This window comes from Rhizobium sp. YTU87027, from assembly GCF_050644135.1.
Taxonomy (GTDB): domain Bacteria; phylum Pseudomonadota; class Alphaproteobacteria; order Rhizobiales; family Rhizobiaceae; genus Rhizobium.
Genome location: NZ_CP098443.1, coordinates 48329 through 65893 on the forward strand (window position 1 = coordinate 48329; position 17565 = coordinate 65893).

At 58.8% G+C, this 17565-nt stretch carries 17 protein-coding genes and 1 pseudogene; 12 read left to right on the forward strand and 6 right to left on the reverse strand.

The genetic code is table 11. The features are described 5' to 3' along the window. Positions 1 to 10: 10 nt before the first annotated feature. Both NBG89_RS30830 and NBG89_RS30835 read right to left on the reverse strand, forming a co-directional pair. Positions 11 to 137 (reverse strand): annotated as a pseudogene (locus NBG89_RS30830) (transposase); the annotation flags it as partial. Positions 138 to 409: 272 nt separating this feature from the next. Further along, positions 410 to 1207, reverse strand: coding sequence for an SRPBCC family protein (locus NBG89_RS30835; protein ID WP_431324707.1), 798 nt, complete (start codon positions 1205 to 1207; stop codon positions 410 to 412). A gap of 232 nt (positions 1208 to 1439) precedes the next feature. On the opposite strand from NBG89_RS30835, the gene NBG89_RS30840 reads away from it, so the two are divergent. From NBG89_RS30840 to NBG89_RS30860, 5 genes are all read left to right on the forward strand, one after another. Beyond that, positions 1440 to 2327 (forward strand): FAD binding domain-containing protein, encoded by an 888-nt coding sequence (locus NBG89_RS30840; RefSeq protein ID WP_431324708.1) that lies wholly within the window; start codon positions 1440 to 1442, stop codon positions 2325 to 2327. Beyond that, positions 2320 to 2799, forward strand: a complete 480-nt coding sequence (locus NBG89_RS30845; protein WP_431324709.1) for a (2Fe-2S)-binding protein — start codon at positions 2320 to 2322, stop codon at positions 2797 to 2799. The genes NBG89_RS30840 and NBG89_RS30845 overlap by 8 nt, the downstream gene beginning before the upstream one ends. Continuing rightward, entirely contained in the window at positions 2796 to 3557 is a 762-nt protein-coding gene (locus NBG89_RS30850; protein ID WP_431324710.1) for an N-acyl homoserine lactonase family protein, read from the forward strand. Before NBG89_RS30845 ends, NBG89_RS30850 begins: the two co-directional genes overlap by 4 nt. Then, on the forward strand, positions 3554 to 5950 hold the full coding sequence (locus tag NBG89_RS30855; protein WP_431324711.1) for a xanthine dehydrogenase family protein molybdopterin-binding subunit: 2397 nt from the start codon (positions 3554 to 3556) through the stop codon (positions 5948 to 5950). Before NBG89_RS30850 ends, NBG89_RS30855 begins: the two co-directional genes overlap by 4 nt. A 164-nt stretch (positions 5951 to 6114) precedes the next feature. Beyond that, entirely contained in the window at positions 6115 to 6246 is a 132-nt protein-coding gene (locus NBG89_RS30860; RefSeq protein WP_431324712.1) for a hypothetical protein, read from the forward strand. Positions 6247 to 6364: 118 nt separating this feature from the next. Here NBG89_RS30860 and NBG89_RS30865 read toward each other — a convergent pair whose 3' ends face one another. The 4 genes from NBG89_RS30865 to NBG89_RS30880 are packed head-to-tail and all read right to left on the reverse strand — an operon-like array spanning position 6365 to position 9719. Then, complete coding sequence (locus NBG89_RS30865; RefSeq protein WP_431324713.1) at positions 6365 to 7336, reverse strand: branched-chain amino acid ABC transporter permease; 972 nt, start codon at positions 7334 to 7336, stop codon at positions 6365 to 6367. A 2-nt stretch (positions 7337 to 7338) separates the two neighbouring features. After that, positions 7339 to 8226, reverse strand: coding sequence for a branched-chain amino acid ABC transporter permease (locus NBG89_RS30870; protein WP_431324714.1), 888 nt, complete (start codon positions 8224 to 8226; stop codon positions 7339 to 7341). Positions 8227 to 8260: 34 nt separating this feature from the next. Continuing rightward, a complete protein-coding gene (locus NBG89_RS30875; protein WP_431324715.1) occupies positions 8261 to 8968 on the reverse strand; it encodes an ABC transporter ATP-binding protein in 708 nt (235 codons plus the stop codon). Then, positions 8961 to 9719 (reverse strand): ABC transporter ATP-binding protein, encoded by a 759-nt coding sequence (locus NBG89_RS30880; RefSeq protein WP_431324716.1) that lies wholly within the window; start codon positions 9717 to 9719, stop codon positions 8961 to 8963. Before NBG89_RS30880 ends, NBG89_RS30875 begins: the two co-directional genes overlap by 8 nt. 271 nt (positions 9720 to 9990) lie before the next feature. On the opposite strand from NBG89_RS30880, the gene NBG89_RS30885 reads away from it, so the two are divergent. The 7 genes from NBG89_RS30885 (at position 9991) to gabD (ending at position 17555) form a co-directional block, all read left to right on the forward strand. Next, on the forward strand, positions 9991 to 11199 hold the full coding sequence (locus tag NBG89_RS30885) for an ABC transporter substrate-binding protein (protein WP_431324960.1): 1209 nt from the start codon (positions 9991 to 9993) through the stop codon (positions 11197 to 11199). Positions 11200 to 11286: 87 nt separating this feature from the next. Continuing rightward, the gene (locus NBG89_RS30890) at positions 11287 to 12054 is read left to right on the forward strand and encodes an enoyl-CoA hydratase-related protein (RefSeq protein ID WP_431324717.1); all 768 of its coding nucleotides are present in this window, start codon (positions 11287 to 11289) and stop codon (positions 12052 to 12054) included. Positions 12055 to 12131: 77 nt separating this feature from the next. Then, positions 12132 to 12887, forward strand: coding sequence for an SDR family NAD(P)-dependent oxidoreductase (locus NBG89_RS30895; protein WP_431324718.1), 756 nt, complete (start codon positions 12132 to 12134; stop codon positions 12885 to 12887). A 22-nt stretch (positions 12888 to 12909) separates the two neighbouring features. Beyond that, a complete protein-coding gene (locus NBG89_RS30900; RefSeq protein ID WP_431324719.1) occupies positions 12910 to 14442 on the forward strand; it encodes a class I adenylate-forming enzyme family protein in 1533 nt (510 codons plus the stop codon). Positions 14443 to 14468: 26 nt separating this feature from the next. Then, positions 14469 to 15629, forward strand: coding sequence for an iron-containing alcohol dehydrogenase (locus NBG89_RS30905; protein WP_431324720.1), 1161 nt, complete (start codon positions 14469 to 14471; stop codon positions 15627 to 15629). Next, positions 15629 to 16072, forward strand: coding sequence for an acyl-CoA thioesterase (locus tag NBG89_RS30910; RefSeq protein ID WP_431324721.1), 444 nt, complete (start codon positions 15629 to 15631; stop codon positions 16070 to 16072). The genes NBG89_RS30905 and NBG89_RS30910 overlap by 1 nt, the downstream gene beginning before the upstream one ends. Positions 16073 to 16097: 25 nt before the next feature. Then, a complete protein-coding gene (gene gabD, locus NBG89_RS30915) occupies positions 16098 to 17555 on the forward strand; it encodes an NADP-dependent succinate-semialdehyde dehydrogenase (protein WP_431324722.1) in 1458 nt (485 codons plus the stop codon). Positions 17556 to 17565: the final 10 nt, after the last annotated feature.

A 17565-nucleotide genomic window follows, 5' to 3' on the forward strand; every position in this document is an offset into this window, starting at 1 on the left:
TTCTGGGCCTGGCGCATCCAATGTTTGATCTTGGCGAAGACTTGCTCAATAGGATTGAGGTCGGGCGAGTATTTCGGCAGAAACCATAGCCTTGCGCCGGGCCGCTTTGATGGCGTCACGATGGCCTTGGATTTGTGGAGCTGCCGAGATTCTGGATCGATAGTGGATAGCGGAGAGAAAGCGCCTCGAGCGAGGCGAGGTAATTCCGGGAAGGCTGTCAGTGGTTCGGTCAGAAAAAAATCGTCGAAAGTGGATATCTACTGCGCCATTCGGACACATGAGCTTTTGGCGATGGAGAGGAGACTCCATTGCACCGGCTAAGTTGGACGCTGATGCAGAGAAAAAGTCTCCTTATGCAAGTTATTTTGAGAATCCGGAGTTTCGTTCAACTCCGGCGTTCTCGCCTCAGTCAGCGTGTCCCGGCCCGCGCTCCGAACAAGTAACCAATAGCGGCGGCCATAATCAATTGCACGATGCTCGCCAGATCCGGTGAGATATGCGCCCGGGCGTCAGCCATGGGGGCGAGGCTCGGCAGAAGGCCACCGTATACTAGCCAAATTGCCACAAGCACCGCGGCAAACACGATTGCTGCAAGAACGGGCAGGCTTACGGAGGCCGACGAAACAGACGCATTCTGCATCTGACGCACGGAACGAGGTGGTGTTGCTGCGCCTGTACCGTGGGAAGAGGATGCACGTCGGGCGCTCGGTTGCGGCAATGCCGCATCGGGGGATGCCGGTTCTCCGGGGGATGCAGGTTGACCCTGGCGGACTTGGATTTCCTCGGCGAAGCGCTTGAAGAACTGGCCAGACATCTGCTTGGCAGTCACATCGATGAGGCGCGCGCCAAGCTGGGAAAGCTTGCCACCGATCTGGGCGCCGACTTCGTAGTGCAGGATCGTTCCCCCCTCGACCTCTTCGAGCCGGACGGTCGCGATGCCCTTTGCAAAGCCGGCAACGCCACCTTGCCCTTCACCGGTAATCTTGTAGCCATTCGGTGGATCAAGGTCGGAAAGCGTAACGGCCCCCTGAAACCTGGCCTTGATCGGCCCGACCTTGATGACCGCAACCGCCGACATTTCTGTGTCGGATGACTTGGTGAGTTCCTGGCATCCGGGGATACAGGCCTTAAGCACGTCAGGATCATTGAGAGCGCTCCACACCTCCTCCTTCGTTGCCGGAATATGCTGTTGGTCCGTCATGTCCATGATGGATTCCTCCTCTTGCCCGATTGACGCCGGCCCGGAAAATTGCGCCAGCATGATTGCTTGACATTCTTATCTTAAGTCTAATAATGCAAGTTAAAATTAAGAATTGAAGCCTCGCAGGAGGACATTGGAGGAGACGGGATGAGGAACACGACAGAAGTGGGCTCAATTGACGCGCCTGAACCAATCATGCGCTGTCGGCGATGGCGCCGTTCCGTGTCATGGTGACGGCATGAAGCCTTCACCATTCGATTACTTTGCCGCCCATACGGTTGCGGAAGCCGCCGAGGCGCTTGCCGCGGCGAACGGAGACGGCAAGATCATCGCCGGCGGCCAAAGTCTCATGCCCATGATCAACTTCCGTCTGGTCAAGCCGACGATCCTGATCGACATCAACCGGATAGCCGGGCTCGACCGTATCGAGCTGAACGGAAGCCGGCTGAAGATCGGCGCGACTGTACGGCACTACATGACCGCTACGAATAGTCTCATCGAAAGGCATGTCCCAATCCTCCACGACGTCATGCACCATGTCGCGCACATGACCGTTCGCAATCGAGGCACGTTTTGTGGAAGTGTGTGCCATGCCGATCCTGCGGCCGAGATGCCGATGATGACGCTTCTCCTCGATGGCACAATCATCGCTATGTCTGTTCGCGGCGAACGGCAGATACCCACCTCCGAATTTTTTACCGGCTCGCTGATGAATGCGCTGGAACCCGACGAACTCGTCACCGCCGTCGAGATCGACACGCTTTCGCCCGACACCGGCTGGGGCTTTGAGGAGTTTTCCAAACGTCACGGGGACTTTGCACTCGCATGCGTTGCAACGACGATGCGTATCGTTGGCGGCGTAGCGAGCGAGGTACGCTTCGGCATGATGGGTGTCGGCGAGACACCCCTACGCCTGGTCGAGATTCAGGAACTTGTCGAAGGCAATGCGCTCTCCGATGCGGTTCTGGACCGGGTTGCAGAGACCCTGAGCACGATTCTGACCCCCAACACGGATATACATGCATCAGCCGATTACCGCCGGCATCTGGCCGGCGCACTTGCGAGACGCGCATTGCGGGATGCCTGGAAGCGCGCGGAACTCTGCGGAGGACGAGTTCATGGATAGGAAAACGATCACCCTCGAAGTTAACGGGCTAAGTTACACGCGGTCGATCGAACCGCGCATGTTGCTCAGCGACTTCCTGCGTCAGGAACTGGCCCTGACCGGAACGCATGTCGGTTGTGAGCACGGCGTCTGCGGCGCCTGCACGATCATTCTTGATGGCAGGAGTGCGAGGTCATGCCTGGCGCTCGCGGTTCAAGCCGACGGCATGCAGATCGAGACCGTCGAGGGGCAGGGCAGTATCAACAATCTCGGTCGCGTGCAGGAAGCATTCCGGCAGCACCACGGCCTGCAATGCGGCTTCTGCACGCCCGGCTTTATCATGGCGATCACCGACCTATTGCGCCACCACCCGCTCGAAACGGACGACCAGATCCGCGAGGCGCTCTCCGGAAATATCTGTCGCTGCACAGGATACGAGCACATTGTCAATGCCGTTCGGGAACTGGCTAAGGAAAGGGGACCCCTGAAATGAGGATGCATTTTCTCGATGGTGGTCGCCTGCGCATGCGCCGCTCCATTTTCGTCTCAGGAGCGCCTAAGGAAGAGACGATCGAACTACCCGTTCACGCGACGCTTATAAAGCATCCCTCGGGGAACGTTCTTTTCGACAGTGGCTGTAATCCCGAAGCCGCGACCGATCCTCAGGGGCGCTGGGGTGGCCTGAGCAAGGTGATGACCCCGATTTTCACCGCCGAGCAAACGGTCGTCACGCAGCTCAAGCGTCTTCAACTGGCAGCCGATGATATCGACCTCGTTGTCTGCTCGCACCTGCATCCCGATCACTGCGGCTGCAATTCCTATTTCCACCGGGCGACGATCCTCTGCCATGAAGCGGAGGTCGCGGCGGCGCGCGCCGACGGCGCCGAAAACCAGGGTTATCTGTCGAAGGAATGGGACCAGCCCCAGGGGTTTCAGACGTTCAATGCCGAGCACGATGTGTATGGTGACGGGCGGATCGTTCTTCTTCCCATGCCCGGACATACGCCTGGAATGAGTGTCGCCCGCCTATCTCTGCGGAAGGATGGCGCTTTCGTTCTGGCCTCCGATGCCGCTCCCCTGCAAATGAATATCGAACAGGGTGTGGCTCCCAAAAACACCTGGAACATGGATCTCGCTGCCAAGGCGCTCGCGGAACTGAAGGCGCTCCGGGATAAAGGTGACACCATTGTATCCGGGCACGACGACATGCAATGGCAGGCATTGCGCAAGGGCGCGGAGTACTATGAATGAGCAAGGGCGATCATTCCGTTGAACTTCGTCCTAAGCTAGTTGGCAAGCGGGTCAAGCGCACCGAGGATCCCCGGCTACTTACTGGCATCGGGCAATATGTGGATGACATGGCGCCGGCTGGAATGCTGCATGTCGCGTTGCGGCGCTCGGATCAGCCTCACGCTCGCATTCTAAGCATCGATGTCGGTGATGCCTTCTCGGTTCCCGGTGTTGTTGCAATCTATGACGCGACCGATCTCGAAGGCGAGATCAATCCGGCGATCCCGACTTCGCGCATGCCCGGATATTACGCAACACCGATCTGGCCGCTGGCCCGCGGGAAGGTACGGTATGTCGGCGAACCGGTGGTCGCGGTCGTTGCTGAAAACCGCTATGCAGCGGAGGACGCGCTCGAACACATCAGCATCGAGTACGAATCTCTGCCCTTTGCGATAAGGCAGGTGGACGCGGTCAAGGACGATGCACCGCTTCTTCACGAGGAGGCCGGGACGAACACGATCATTCGACGCGAGTTCAAGCGAGGTGACGTCGATGCGGCCTTTGAAGGAGCGGCCGTCACCGTCAAGGGCCGTTTCCGGATGACCCGTAAAACAGCGGTCGCGATGGAGAACAGGTCCTATCTTGCCGAGTGGGACAGCCGAAAGCAGTCGCTCACCCTCTACACGTCGTCCAACATTCCCGGTGTCATACGCGACGTTCTGTCCGGCTGTCTCAGCCTGACAGGCACCCGGTTGCGCGTCGTTGCTCCGGATGTCGGCGGAAGTTTCGGGGGCAAGGGATCGCTTTATGGCGAGGAAATGCTCGTGTGCGCCCTTTCTCGTAAGCTGAAACGCCCGATCAAATTCATCAGCGACCGTCTTGAAGATCTTTCCACAACGAGCCAGGCATTCGACGAACTGATCGAAGCCGAGTTGGCGGTTACGAAGGAGGGAACGCTGATCGGGCTGCGTGCGGACGTCATCGGCGATGTCGGTGCCTATTCGATCTACCCGTGGACCGCGGCGCTGGAAACCGTGCAGGTGGTCAGCTTCCTGCCCGGGCCTTACAGAATGGAGCATTACCGAGGGCGCATCAGAGGCGTGCTGACGCCGAAACCGCCCACAGGACCTTATCGGGGAGTTGGACGGCCATCCTCGACGTTTGCGATGGAACGCCTGATAGAGATGGCCGCACAAAAACTAGGCATGGATCCGGTCGAGTTTCGCAGAAGAAACCTCCTCCGGGCCGAGGAGTTTCCCTACAGAACCGCTTCTGGCATCATCTGGGACAAATCAGCCTTTCAGGAATGCTTAGAAGGTGCCTGCGCTCACGTCGACTATCCCAATCTCGTCCGCGAACGGGACGAGGCGAGGATGCAAGGTCGGTGGGTCGGGATAGGGCTCGCGAGCTACGCCGAGTTAACGGGCATCGGCTCGCGCATATCCGTCGCCCCTGGCATGCCAATCAATACCGGCACGGAGACCTCGAAGATTGAGATCGACGCTACCGGCGCCATCACGGCAGCCTTCGGCATTTCCTCCCATGGGCAAGGGCTAGAAACTACGCTCGCGCAGGTGATCGTCGACGAGCTTGGCTGCAAGCTCGAGGACATTGAGGTCAAGCACGGCGACAGTTCCCTGGTCCCGATGTCGAGCGGCACCTACGCCAGCCGATCGGCGGTGCTCGGGGGAGGCGCGGCAATCCTTGCGGCCCGAGTCGTTAAGGACAAGGTCTTGCGTGCCGCAGCCTACCTGATGGAGCAGAGCGTCGAAGACCTCGACATCCACGACGGGATCGTCTCCAGCCGCAATTCGAATATCACGATGACGCTGAAGGAGGTCGCGTCCGCCGTCTACACCCAGATGGGCCGCATCCCGCGCGAGCGCCGCGAGGACCTGACTGCGTCGGAAACCTACGATCCTTATCTGGGCACCGCCTGTTCCTCGACGCATCTTGCCATGGTCGAGGTCGACCCGGAAACCTATGGCGTGAAAATCCTGCGATACGTCGTCGCCGAAGATTGCGGCAAGACCATCAATCCGATGATCGTCGATGGACAAGTGCATGGTGCGGTTGCTCAGGGGATAGGCGCAGCACTTCTGGAGGAAATCATCCACGACGACCAGGGGCAGACAGTTGCCGCAAGCCTTGCCGATTACCTCGTCCCCGTTGCCAGCAATGTTCCTAACATCGGTATCGTGCATATCGAAGCGGAGCTGCCCAACAATGTCGGTGGTTTTCGAGGCATGGGCGAAGGGGGGACGATCGGAGCGCCCGCCACCATCGCCAATGCGGTATCCGATGCACTGTCTCATCTGGGTGTTTCCGTGGACACGTTGCCCGTGACACCCGAACGCATCTTCCAGATGCTGCGCAAGCAAAAGGAGAAGAGCCCTGAAGGCAATGCTGCCTGAGGTTTGACGGGTATCGACCGGTACGAGCCAATGGTAGGCCGCCGTCGGGGTTGGGATCGACGGCAATCCGCTGGATCGCAAGAGCCAGCGATGAGGAGCCGACATTACGGCCGCAAGACTGGCGAAGGTCTTCGAGCTTGGATGCGCGCGAGGCATCCGTTGTCGTGATGATTGACGATCGTAAGGCCGTGATGCTCGACGAAATGGTCGAGCGTCTGTTCGTTGAGTGGCAGGTGGGCATCAACCGGAGGGCGCTCGCCAAATACTTCAGAGCCGCAGGATATGATCCGGATTAAGCAGGATCTGCTCTAGCAGTGTCGGTTTAGGCGGGCCGTACCTCCTGCTTCTCTTTCGCTTAGTTTTGTTTAGGCGCGTCCGTGGGTTTGTTTTGCCTGCATAATGATACCTGCCATTTCACCCTTGGCGGCGTTCCCAAAGCGCCTTTAGTTCGCCGAACACCCCCCGCCTGAATGTCATGACGCAAACCACAAAGAACAGCCCGATTATGAAGGTGATGGGCAGGCCGCTGGTTGATAGAAAATGCTCCAATCCGACGACGATGGATGCGCCGACGATCGGACCGATGAGCGTGCCCATGCCGCCCAGCAATGTCATGAGGATGACTTCGCCCGACATATGCCACGTCACGTCAACGAGGGAGGCAAGCTGAAATGCAATAGCCTTAAGTGCACCTGCGAAACCCGAGAGTGCTGCCGACAGCGTGAAGGCAATCAGTTTGTAGCGGTCCGGCTTGAGGCCAAGGGACGTGACGCGGGTTTCGTTTTCGCGAATTGCCGAAAGGATATGGCCGAACGGCGAGTTTACGGCGCGCCAGATGATGAGGAGACCGATCACCGTTCCGCCAAGAACGGTGTAGTACATGGCGGTAGTATTCCGGAGGTCGATGAGACCGAGAAGGTAGCCTCGTGGCACGGCCTGGATGCCGTCCTCACCGCCCGTGAAAGGCATCTGAACGGCCAGGAAATAGATCATCTGCGCAAGGGCCAGTGTGATCATCGCGAAGTATATGCCGTGACGACGAATGGCAAGTGCACCAAAGACGAGGCCGATTGCGGCCGCGAATATCGTCCCGGCAAGCACCGCGAGCTCAAACGGAAGGTGCCAGACCTTCGCAGCCTGAGCCGCGATATAGGCGCCGCCTCCGAAAAAGGCGGCGTGCCCGAACGACAGCAAGCCGGCATATCCGAGCACAAGATTGAACGCCGCCGCAAACAGCACGAAGCACAGGATCTTGATCAGGAAGAGAGGATAAACCACCAGCGGCGCACACAGCATCAGAACGGCGACTATCAGCATTAAGGTATTGCTTCCCGTGCGAAGGAAACTCGTGAGCGGCGTGGAAGTGGAGAGGGGGGCGCTGACCATGATCATGCCTCGCGGTTGAAGAGGCCTGACGGCCGGATAAGGATGACGAGCACCATGATCACGAACACCGCGATCGAAGAGGCCGCGGGATAGAAAGTCTTGGTCAGGCCTTCGGTGATGCCGAGGCCGAGTGCGGTAACGATCGCACCTCCGATCGACCCCATACCGCCGATCACCACGACTGCAAACACGACAATGATGATGCTGGAGCCCATGCCCGGACTCACCTGATAAAGCGGCGCGGCAAGCGCTCCGGCAAAACCGGCCAGCCCCACGCAGGAAGCGTAGGTTAACGTGAGCATCAGCGGTACGTTGATGCCGAAAGCCTGTACCAGGGCAGGGTTCTCAGTGGCCGCTCGCAGATAAGCGCCAAGCTTGGTGCGCTCGATTGCAAACCAGGTCAGAATACAGACCACCAGCGAGACAACGATCACCCAGCCGCGGTACATCGGCAGGAACATGAAGCCGAGATTGATGCCTCCGGTCAGTGACGGGGGCACTGGGTACGGCTTGCCGGCGGAACCGAATAGGTGGCGGAACAAACCCTCCACCATCATGGCAATGCCGAATGTCAGAAGCAGGCTATAAAGGTGGTCCATCCGGTACAGCCGCTTGAGGAGCAGCCGCTCTACGAGCACGCCGAGAGCGCCCACCATGATCGGCGCCACGATGAGAGTGGTCCAGTAGTCCAGCCCCAACTGAGAAAGAAGGAACCACGCAGCAAAACCCCCGAGCATGTAGAAGGCGCCGTGCGCAAAGTTGATTACGTTCAACATACCGAAGATGATCGCCAGACCAAGGCTCAGAAGTGCATAGAATGAACCGTTGATCAGGCCAAGCAGTAGTTGGCCGAGAAGGACGGAAGCCGGAACGCCGAAAATTTCAGTCATCGGTTTCTACCTGTTTGAAAAGATGTGCCATGGCTTACACTCCGAGATAGCGGTTCAGCCGTTCCATGTTGGCATCGAGGACGTTGTTGGAAATTTCATCGACCACCTTGCCTTGATCGAGGACGAAGTGACGATCGGCGACAGAGGCCGCAAAACGCAGATTCTGCTCGACCAGAATGATTGTCATTCCGCGCTCCTTGAGGATGCGCAGGGCCGCGCCGATCTCCTCGATGATCACGGGCGCGATCCCTTCCGTCGGTTCGTCGAGTAAAATGAAGTCGGCGCCGGTTCGCAGAATTCGACCGATCGCCAACATCTGTTGTTCGCCACCGGACAGGCGCGTGCCGGGAGTATGGTCGCGTCCCTTCAGATTGGGGAACAGGTTATAGATCTCGTCGATCTCCATGCCGCCGCTTTGCCAGGCGGGCGGGAACATCAGGTTCTCGATAACGCTCAGTGTCGAAAAGATCCCTCGCTCTTCCGGGACATAGCCGATCCCGAGACGCGCGACCTTATGGGGCGCGACGTTCAAAAGATCCACACCCTTGTAAACGCTCGTACCGCGCCGCTTGCCGACCACTCCGATCAGACTGCGCAGCGTCGTCGTTTTGCCGGCGCCATTGCGGCCGATCAATGTGACGACTTCGCCTTTGCGGACGTCGAAGGTGACGCCATGCAGGACATGACTCTCGCCATACCAGGCTTCAAGATTATTCACACTGAGGAGCCGGGCTTCAGCCATGTGCCCCTCCTAGATACGCTTTCTGGACTTCGCTGTCTGATGACACGTCGGAATAGCTGCCCTCGGCAATGACCTCGCCGCGCCGCAATACGGTAATCGTGTCGGAAAGATCCGCGACGACACCGAGATTGTGCTCCACCATCAGAACGGTTCGGCCTATTCCGACTGACCGGATCAGGCTCGCGGTCCGCCCGATATCTTCAGTTCCCATGCCCGCCATCGGTTCGTCCAGAAGCAGAACTTCCGGATCGAGTGCCAGCGTCGTCGCCAGTTCCAACGCCCGTTTCCGGCCGTAGGATAGTTCGCTCGCCTTTGCTCGGGCACGGTCCGCCAAACCAACACTCTCCAGCAGGTTCATTGCTTCGTCGTTGAAGCGCTGAAGGTTCTTGTTTGACCTCCAGAAGGCGAAGGTCTCACGTTCGCGCGCCTGCAGGGCGACGCGAACATTCTCGTACGCGCTGAGATGCGGGAACACGGACGAAATCTGGAATGATCGGACGAGACCAAGCCGGGCGATGTCTGCGGGCGCCATCTGCGTTACGTCGCGATCCTTGAAGATGATGCTTCCGCCGCTCGGGGTCAGAAACTTGGTCAAGAGATTGAACAGCGTGCTTTTGCCTGCCCCGTTGGGGCCGATCAACGCATGAATGGTCCCGGAACGAACCTTAAGGTTGACGTTCTTGACAGCGACAAAGCCGCCGAACACGCGCGTCAATTCGCGCGCCTCGATGATGGGTGCGGTGTCCGGCACGAGTCCTCCCTACCGGCTTAATTTTGTTCCTCCCACGGACGCCCAAGAGGCGAGCCGCGTCCTTCGTCTCTTTCGCGAAGGTAAAATCATAAAAACACACTAAGTCTAATAATGCAAGCTTGCATATCGGTAAAGTTTCTGCTTACGATAAACACCCTACGCTGATGCAGCGCATATCATAGCAGTGATGCACTGCATCTAGGTATGATAACGCAAGTGAAAGTATGGCGCCCGGGAGGAGCCTGGGCGCCGGCAATCGGGAGGATTGATGATGAAATCGATAAGGATGTTACTGTCTTGCGTTGCCGCGTTCGCCGCTGTCGCGGCATCAGCTGCAGCCGAGGATGCTGGGCCTGTTCGAGTAGGGGTGCTCACGGACATCAGCGGCCAGTTCTCACATGAGGCGGGAGAGGGGGCGATCGCGGCCGTGAAGATGGCTGTCGAGGACTTCGGCGGCAAGGTTCTTGACCGCCCGGTCGAAGTCATTGTTGCGGATCACCAGAACAAGCCGGAAGTTGCCGTTTCGACAGCCCGAGAATGGTATGAATCGCAGGGCGTCACGATGATCAACAACCTGATCAATTCCGGCATCGCACTCGCTGTAACGCAGGTCGCAAAAGACGAGAACAAGATTGCGATTGTCAACGGCTCGGGAACGTCGCGCCTCACGAACGATAGTTGCACACCGAACAGCATTCATTACGCGTACGACACCTATGCGCTGGCAAACGGCACTGCCAACGAACTGATACGGCAAGGGTTGAAGAACTGGTTCTTCCTGACGGCGGACTATGCCTTCGGTCACGCACTGGAGGCCGACGCGACGCAGATCGTCAAGGCCAATGGGGGAGAGGTTTCCGGCGCCGTGCGCTATCCCATCGAAACCTCTGACCACAGTGCTTTCATGCTTCAGGCGCAAGCGTCGCCGGCACAAGTAGTGGCGATGGCGGGATCGGGTACAACTTTCATCAACGCGGTCAAGTCAGCTGCGGAATTCGGTCTCACTTCGTCTGGCAAGACGGTTGCCGGCCTTTTGGTCTGGGACACCGATGTGCACTCGCTCGGTCTTGAAACCGCACAGGGCATGATCCTCACCAACGCCTTCTATTGGGATCGTGACGATGAGACGCGAGCATTTGCAAAGAGGTTCGAGGCACGCGTCGGCCGTCCGCCGCATATGGGCGACGCCGGCGATTATTCCTCCACCATGCACTATCTGAAGGCCGTCCAGGCGGCAGGAACGACGGACACCACACAGGTCATGGCGAAGATGAGGGAAACGCCGATCAACGACTTCTTCGCCAAGAACGGCAAGATCCGCGAAGACGGCCGCATGGTCCACGACATGTACGTCTATCAGGTCAAGGCACCGGGCGAATCCAAGGGTGAATGGGACCTGTTGAAGCTGGTCACCACCATCCCCGGCGACAAGGCTTTCCGGCCGTTGTCCGAAAGCAAGTGCCCGCTCGTCAAGAACTAAGACCTCGGGGCGCCCGCCGGGCGCCCATCCGCGAAAGACCGGAAAGCTCGCAACCGCAGGTTTTTGGAGCGCAAGTGTGAGTAGGCCATGAGTGAAATTCTCGTTCAGAACGTCGATGGCGTCGCGACCGTTACGTTGAACCGCCCACAGCAACGCAATGCCGTCACCTATGACATGTGGCGGCGATTGGCGGACATCTTCACGGAGTTTGATCGCGATCCCCAGGTCCGTTCCATCATCCTGACAGGGGCGGGCGACGATTTCTCCGCCGGTGCGGATATCAGTGAATTCGACAAGGTCCGCGAAGGGGCAGGTGAGAGCAAACGATACGAAGTTGCAGTCGATGGGGCAGGCGACGCGATCTATGCAGTCTCCAAGCCAACGATTGCCGCCTTGCAGGGCTACTGCCTCGGAGGCGCGGCGCATCTTGCCATGTCCTGTGATTTCCGGATCGCCGCGCGCAGCGCTGTATTCGGCATTCCCGCGGCGCGCCTTTCGATCGTTTACGGAGTCTCCGCGACACGCAAACTCTTTTCGCTGGTCGGCGTGACCGCTGCCAAGCGGATCCTCTACACCGGCAGGCGTTTCAAAGCCGACGAAGCAATTGATATCGGCTTCATAGATGGCGTTGCGGATGAATCCTTGGCCGCCGCTTACGATCTTGCGGCCGAGATGGCGGAAAACGCGCCGCTCACGATCAAGGGGGCAAAGTTTATCTTGAACGGATGCGCTCGCGGCCAGCTCGACCCGGAGGCTGCCGAGCAGCTGATCGATGAGGCCAGCGCGAGCCTCGACTACATCGAGGGCCGGAAAGCTTTCAAGGAGAAGCGCCCGCCACGTTTCCTCGGAAAATAACGATGGCGATCTGGCGTGCCGGAACGCGTCCAAATTCGCTGCCACGGCAGCCTGTCAATATATCAAGGAGAATTGCAATGAAGACTAATTTGAACGGAAAGATCGCGCTGGTGACCGGCGGTGGCCGCGATGTGGGCGGTGACATCGCTCGCACTCTTGCAGCCGAGGGCGCCATTGTTGCGGTCAACTATAGCCGTTCGGAGGGCGAGGCCGAAGCCGTCGTCGCGTCGATCAAGGCCGCTGGCGGAAAGGCGAAGGCTTATCAGGCCGATATCAGCGACAATGGCCAGGTGAAGGCGATGGTCGCGGCCGTCAAGAGCGATTTCGGGACGATCGACATTCTCGTGAACAATGCCGGCTACGTCAAATATCAGCGGTTTATTGAATCGACTCCTGAGGACTGGAAAAAGCAGATTGACGTTTGCCTCTACGGGGCGATCAATTGCTGCCATGCAGTGGCGCCATTGATGATCGGGCAAAACGCGGGTCGCATCATCAACCTCGTCGGCGACAGCTCTCGCATCGGCGAAGCCAACCTCGCCCTCGCAGCGGCTGCGCGCGGTGGTACGATCGCGCTCGGCAAATCGCTTGCTCGCGAGTTCGGCCGTAACAACATTACGGTCAATACGGTTTCGCTCGGTCTGATCGAGACGTCCCATTCGGATCCCGTGTTTCTCGAGAAGAACCGCGAGAAGATCGTAAAGGCATATCCGTTGCGTCGCATCGGCAAGCCGGATGACGTCGCACCCATGGTGACTTTCCTCGCCTCGGACGCTTCTTCGTGGGTTACCGGCCAAGTGATCAGCGTCAACGGCGGCTTCTGCATGGTCTAACGGAAAGGCGGGAGGACAAGTCATGATACGTTTCGAGCTTATTGCACCCGTCGGAGAGATTCTCCGACGGAACGCTCGCCTGCACCCGGACAAACTGGCGTTCGAGGACAAAAGGCGTGCAGTTTCTTATCGGGATCTCGATGTTGAGACGCAGGGCCTGGCAACTAGACTCGCCACGTTGGGCCTCAAGACGGGGCAGGCGGTGGTGATCTTCCTGCCCAATTCGGTCAACTGGGTCGTAGCCTGCCTCGCGGTCGTAAGGGCGGGAGGCATCGCTGTCGCGGTCAGCATCGAGTCGACCGAGGCCGAACTCAGCTACCGTCTCACCGACGCGGAATGCGCGGTGCTGATAACGACGCCGGAAAAACGGCCGATGGCGGAAGCTTTGCTGCAGCGCCTCGAACAACCGACCGTACTGATCACCACCGATGACGAGACTGGTCTCGGGCGCCCGCAACAGACAGCGGGATTCACATTCGAGGACGACCAGGACATCGATCGGCCAGCATACATCGTCTACACCTCAGGAACCACAGGCCAGCCAAAGGGCGTACTCCTCTCGACGCGCTCCATGCTGTGGGTCACGGCCGCATGCTGGGCGCCGATCGCCGGACTGAACGAAGATGACGTCGTTCTCAACACCCTGCCTCTTTATCATTCCTACGCCCTGAACATCGCGGTTCTTTCCATCATCGCCACCGGCGCCAGCGAATATATCATGGAGAAGTTTTCGACTTCCCAGGCGACTGAACTGCTTCGGACCAAGCGCTTCACGTTCATGCCGGGGGTGCCTACCGTCTTTCACTATTTCCTGTCGGCCTGCCAGACGAGCGGCGAGAAGCTGCTTTCATCGGTTCGGCTCTGCGTCTCCGCCGGGGCCATTATGCCCGGTACGCTGAACAGCGACTTCGAAGCATTCTTCGCCGTTCCCTTGCTGGATGGTTACGGGATCACCGAAACATCGACGATGGTCACCATGAACTGGCCCGGCAAGTGGCGCGTTCCTGGCTCATGCGGATTACCGGTTCCCGGTTTGACCGTCCGGCTGGTCGATCCGAAAACCGGGCTGGATGTACCGATGGGTATCGAGGGAGAATTGATTTGCAGGGGGCCGAACCTGATGCAGGGCTATCACAACAAACCTCACGAGACCCAAAAAGCCATCGTTGACGGATGGTATCACACCGGAGATCTCGCAAGATCCGACCAGAACGGGTTCCTCACCATCACAGGTCGCCTCAAGGAGTTGATCATCCGTGGCGGGCAGAACATCGCACCGGCGGAAGTGGAAGAAACGATCCTATTGCTCCATGAAACGGTCATGGATTGTGCAGTGATCGGCATGCCGCACACCATGCTGGGGGAAGTCCCTGTTGCTTGCGTCGTGCTCAGGGACGCTCAGGGCTTTGATGAGGAGGTTTTGATCGGTCACTGCCGGGATCGCCTGTCTGCCTACAAGGTCCCGGACCGTGTCTATGTCGTAGAGGAAATCCCACGCACCGGATCCGGGAAAATCCTCCGTGTCAAACTTCGCGAGAGCCTTCCCGCCGCCTGACGCAGAAATATTCATTGGAGACCTTCATGTATCCTTTTGTCTTTAGCACGACCAGCCAGATCGTTTTCAGACCAGGCGCTTCTGCGGAGATTGGCGGCCTCGTAAAAAGGACGCTTGGAGACCGCGTTCTTTTTGTCAGCGATCCCGGTTTGCGTAAGCTCGGCCTTTGCGGGCCCGCTCTGAAGTCCCTGGCGGACGCGGGAATTCGCACCACCATCTTTGACGGAGTCGAGGCCGACCCGTCGCTGGCGACTGTCCTGGCAGCAACCGAGGCGGCAAAGGCCGACGGCGTGACCGGAGTAGTCGGATTTGGTGGCGGATCCTCGCTGGACGTCGCGAAAGTGGTGGCGCTCTTGTGTGGTTCCGGTGAGGACATCGACGGGGCATGGGGCGTCGGGAATGCAAAAGGACCGCGTCTCCCGTTAGTTCTTGTGCCGACGACGGCTGGAACCGGCTCCGAAGTGACGCCCGTGTCCATCATCACGGTCGGCGGAGATGAAAAACGGGGGGTTTCGTCGCCAATCATCCTGCCCGACATCGCCATCCTCGATGCGGATCTGACACTCGGCCTGCCCGCGGCGATCACGGCTGCCACCGGCGTCGATGCGATGGTCCATGCCATCGAGGCCTATGCATCCAGGAACGCCAACAACAATCCCCTGTCCAAAATGCTTGCGCGGCAGGCGCTTCAGCTATTGGGGGCAAATATCGAAAAGGCGGTCTTCGACGGAAAGGATCGTGCTGCACGCGGCGCGATGCTTCTCGGTTCGATGCTGGCCGGGCAGGCCTTCGCCAATTCACCGGTCGCAGCCGTGCATGCACTCGCCTATCCGATCGGGGGCACGTTTCATGTCCCCCATGGGCTTTCGAACGCCCTCGTACTGCCGCACGTCTTGCGCTTCAACGCGCCAGACGCGGCCTCCATCTATGCTGAAATCGCCGCCGATGCCTTCCCGGATCTGTCCTCCGAACAGGGGGATCACGGGCGTTGTGCCGCCTTCATCGAGCGACTTGCCAAACTTTCGGCGAAGCTTGGACTGCAGCCCCGGCTGCGGGATGTCGGGATCGGTGAGGAATACCTGGCCGACATGGCGCGCGACGCCATGAAGCAGACCAGGCTGCTCGTGAACAATCCGCGCAACGTGAGCGAGGCGGATGCGCTCGCGATCTACAAGGCGGCCTGGTGATGATAGAGCGCACAGGGCCGGGCACGAGATCCGATTATAGGGTGTTCCGGACTGTTGGAACACGTTGGTCGGACAACGATATTTACGGACATATGAACAACGTCGTCCACTACAGCCTGTTCGATACGGCGGTAAACGGCTTCCTGATCGAAAACGCCGTGCTGGACATGAAGGGCGGAGCAGAGATCTTCGTCGTCGTGGAGACGGGTTGCCGTTACCACGCGGAGATGGCCTTTCCCGACGTCGTGACCGCCGGGATCCGTGTCGCGAAACTCGGCAATTCATCCGTTCGCTACGAAATCGGGCTCTTTCGCAATGGGGAGGAGACCGCATCGGCGGAAGGCTTTTTCGTGCATGTGAATGTCGACCGACTGGCCCGGCGTCCCGTTCCCTTTGGCAATTCTGCGAGACGCGTGCTTGAGCCGCTGCTCGCTCTGGCATGATTTTTTTCGATTGAAGGATATCTCAATGGCAGCTCTCAAACTCAACGATCCATTGCTCTTGCGCACGCAATGCTTCATTGGCGGCGAATGGGATGACGCGGAAAGCGGCAATCAGATCGCTGTGACCAATCCGGCTGATGGCTCCGTTGTTGCTTCGGTGCCGAAGATGGGCCGGACTGAGACAAAGCGCGCCATCGAGGCAGCTGAATTCGCACTCGCAGGCTGGAGAGCTCTTTCCAGCAAGCAGCGCGCTGCGATCTTGCGGAAATGGTTTGAGTTGCTGATGCAGAACCAGGATGACCTCGCCGCGATCATGACGGCCGAACAAGGCAAGCCCCTGGCAGAGGCGAAGGGGGAAATTGCCTACGCCGCATCCTACATCGAATGGTTCGGAGAAGAGGCGAAGCGGGTTTATGGCGACACCATCCCCGCCCCGACGGCAGATAAGCGCATCGTCGTCATAAAACAACCGATCGGCGTTTGTGCCGCGATCACTCCATGGAACTTTCCCGCCGCCATGATTACCAGAAAGGCAGGGCCGGCACTTGCGGCAGGCTGCACGATGGTGATCAAACCGGCCAGTCAGACGCCGCTTTCAGCACTGGCGTTGTGCGTTCTGGCCGAGCGCGCCGGCATGCCGAAAGGCGTCCTCTCGTGCGTCACCGGGTCGGCTAGCGAAATCGGCGAGGAACTGACCTCAAATCCGATCGTGCGCAAATTGAGCTTCACCGGTTCGACCGAAATCGGCAAGGTCCTGATGGCGCAGTGTGCCCGCACGGTAAAGCGGACTTCGATGGAGCTTGGCGGCAATGCGCCGTTCATCGTGTTCGACGATGCCGACGTCGAAGCTGCGGTCAAGGGTGCAATCGCATCCAAATATCGCAATGCAGGCCAGACCTGTGTCTGTGCCAATCGCTTCCTTGTCCAGTCCGGCATTCATGACGCGTTTGTGAAACGGTTGTCCGAGGTCGTATCGGAATTGAGCGTGGGCAACGGCTTCGGCGACGGTGTCCAGATCGGGCCGCTGATCGATGACAAGGCCGTCATAAAGGTGGAGGAACTCGTTTCCGACGCGGTCAATCGGGGTGGGCGCGTTGTGACCGGCGGAGCCCGGCATCCGCTTGGATACAGTTTTTATCAACCAACGGTTATCGCCGATGCATCACCGAAGTCGCAGATCTTCACCGAGGAGATTTTCGGACCTGTCGCACCGGTCTTCCGCTTTACGACGGAGGAAGACGCCATCCGCCTAGCAAACGACACCCAGTTTGGTCTCGCGGCCTACTTCTATGGGCGCGATATCTCACGAGTTTGGCGTGTCGCCGAGGCTCTGGACTATGGGATTGTCGGGATCAATGAAGGTCTCATCTCAACCGAAGTCGCGCCCTTCGGCGGCATGAAGGAGAGTGGCAACGGCCGTGAGGGTTCCAAGTACGGCATGGATGACTATCTCGAGATCAAATACATGTGCATGGGGATCTGATCATGGTGAA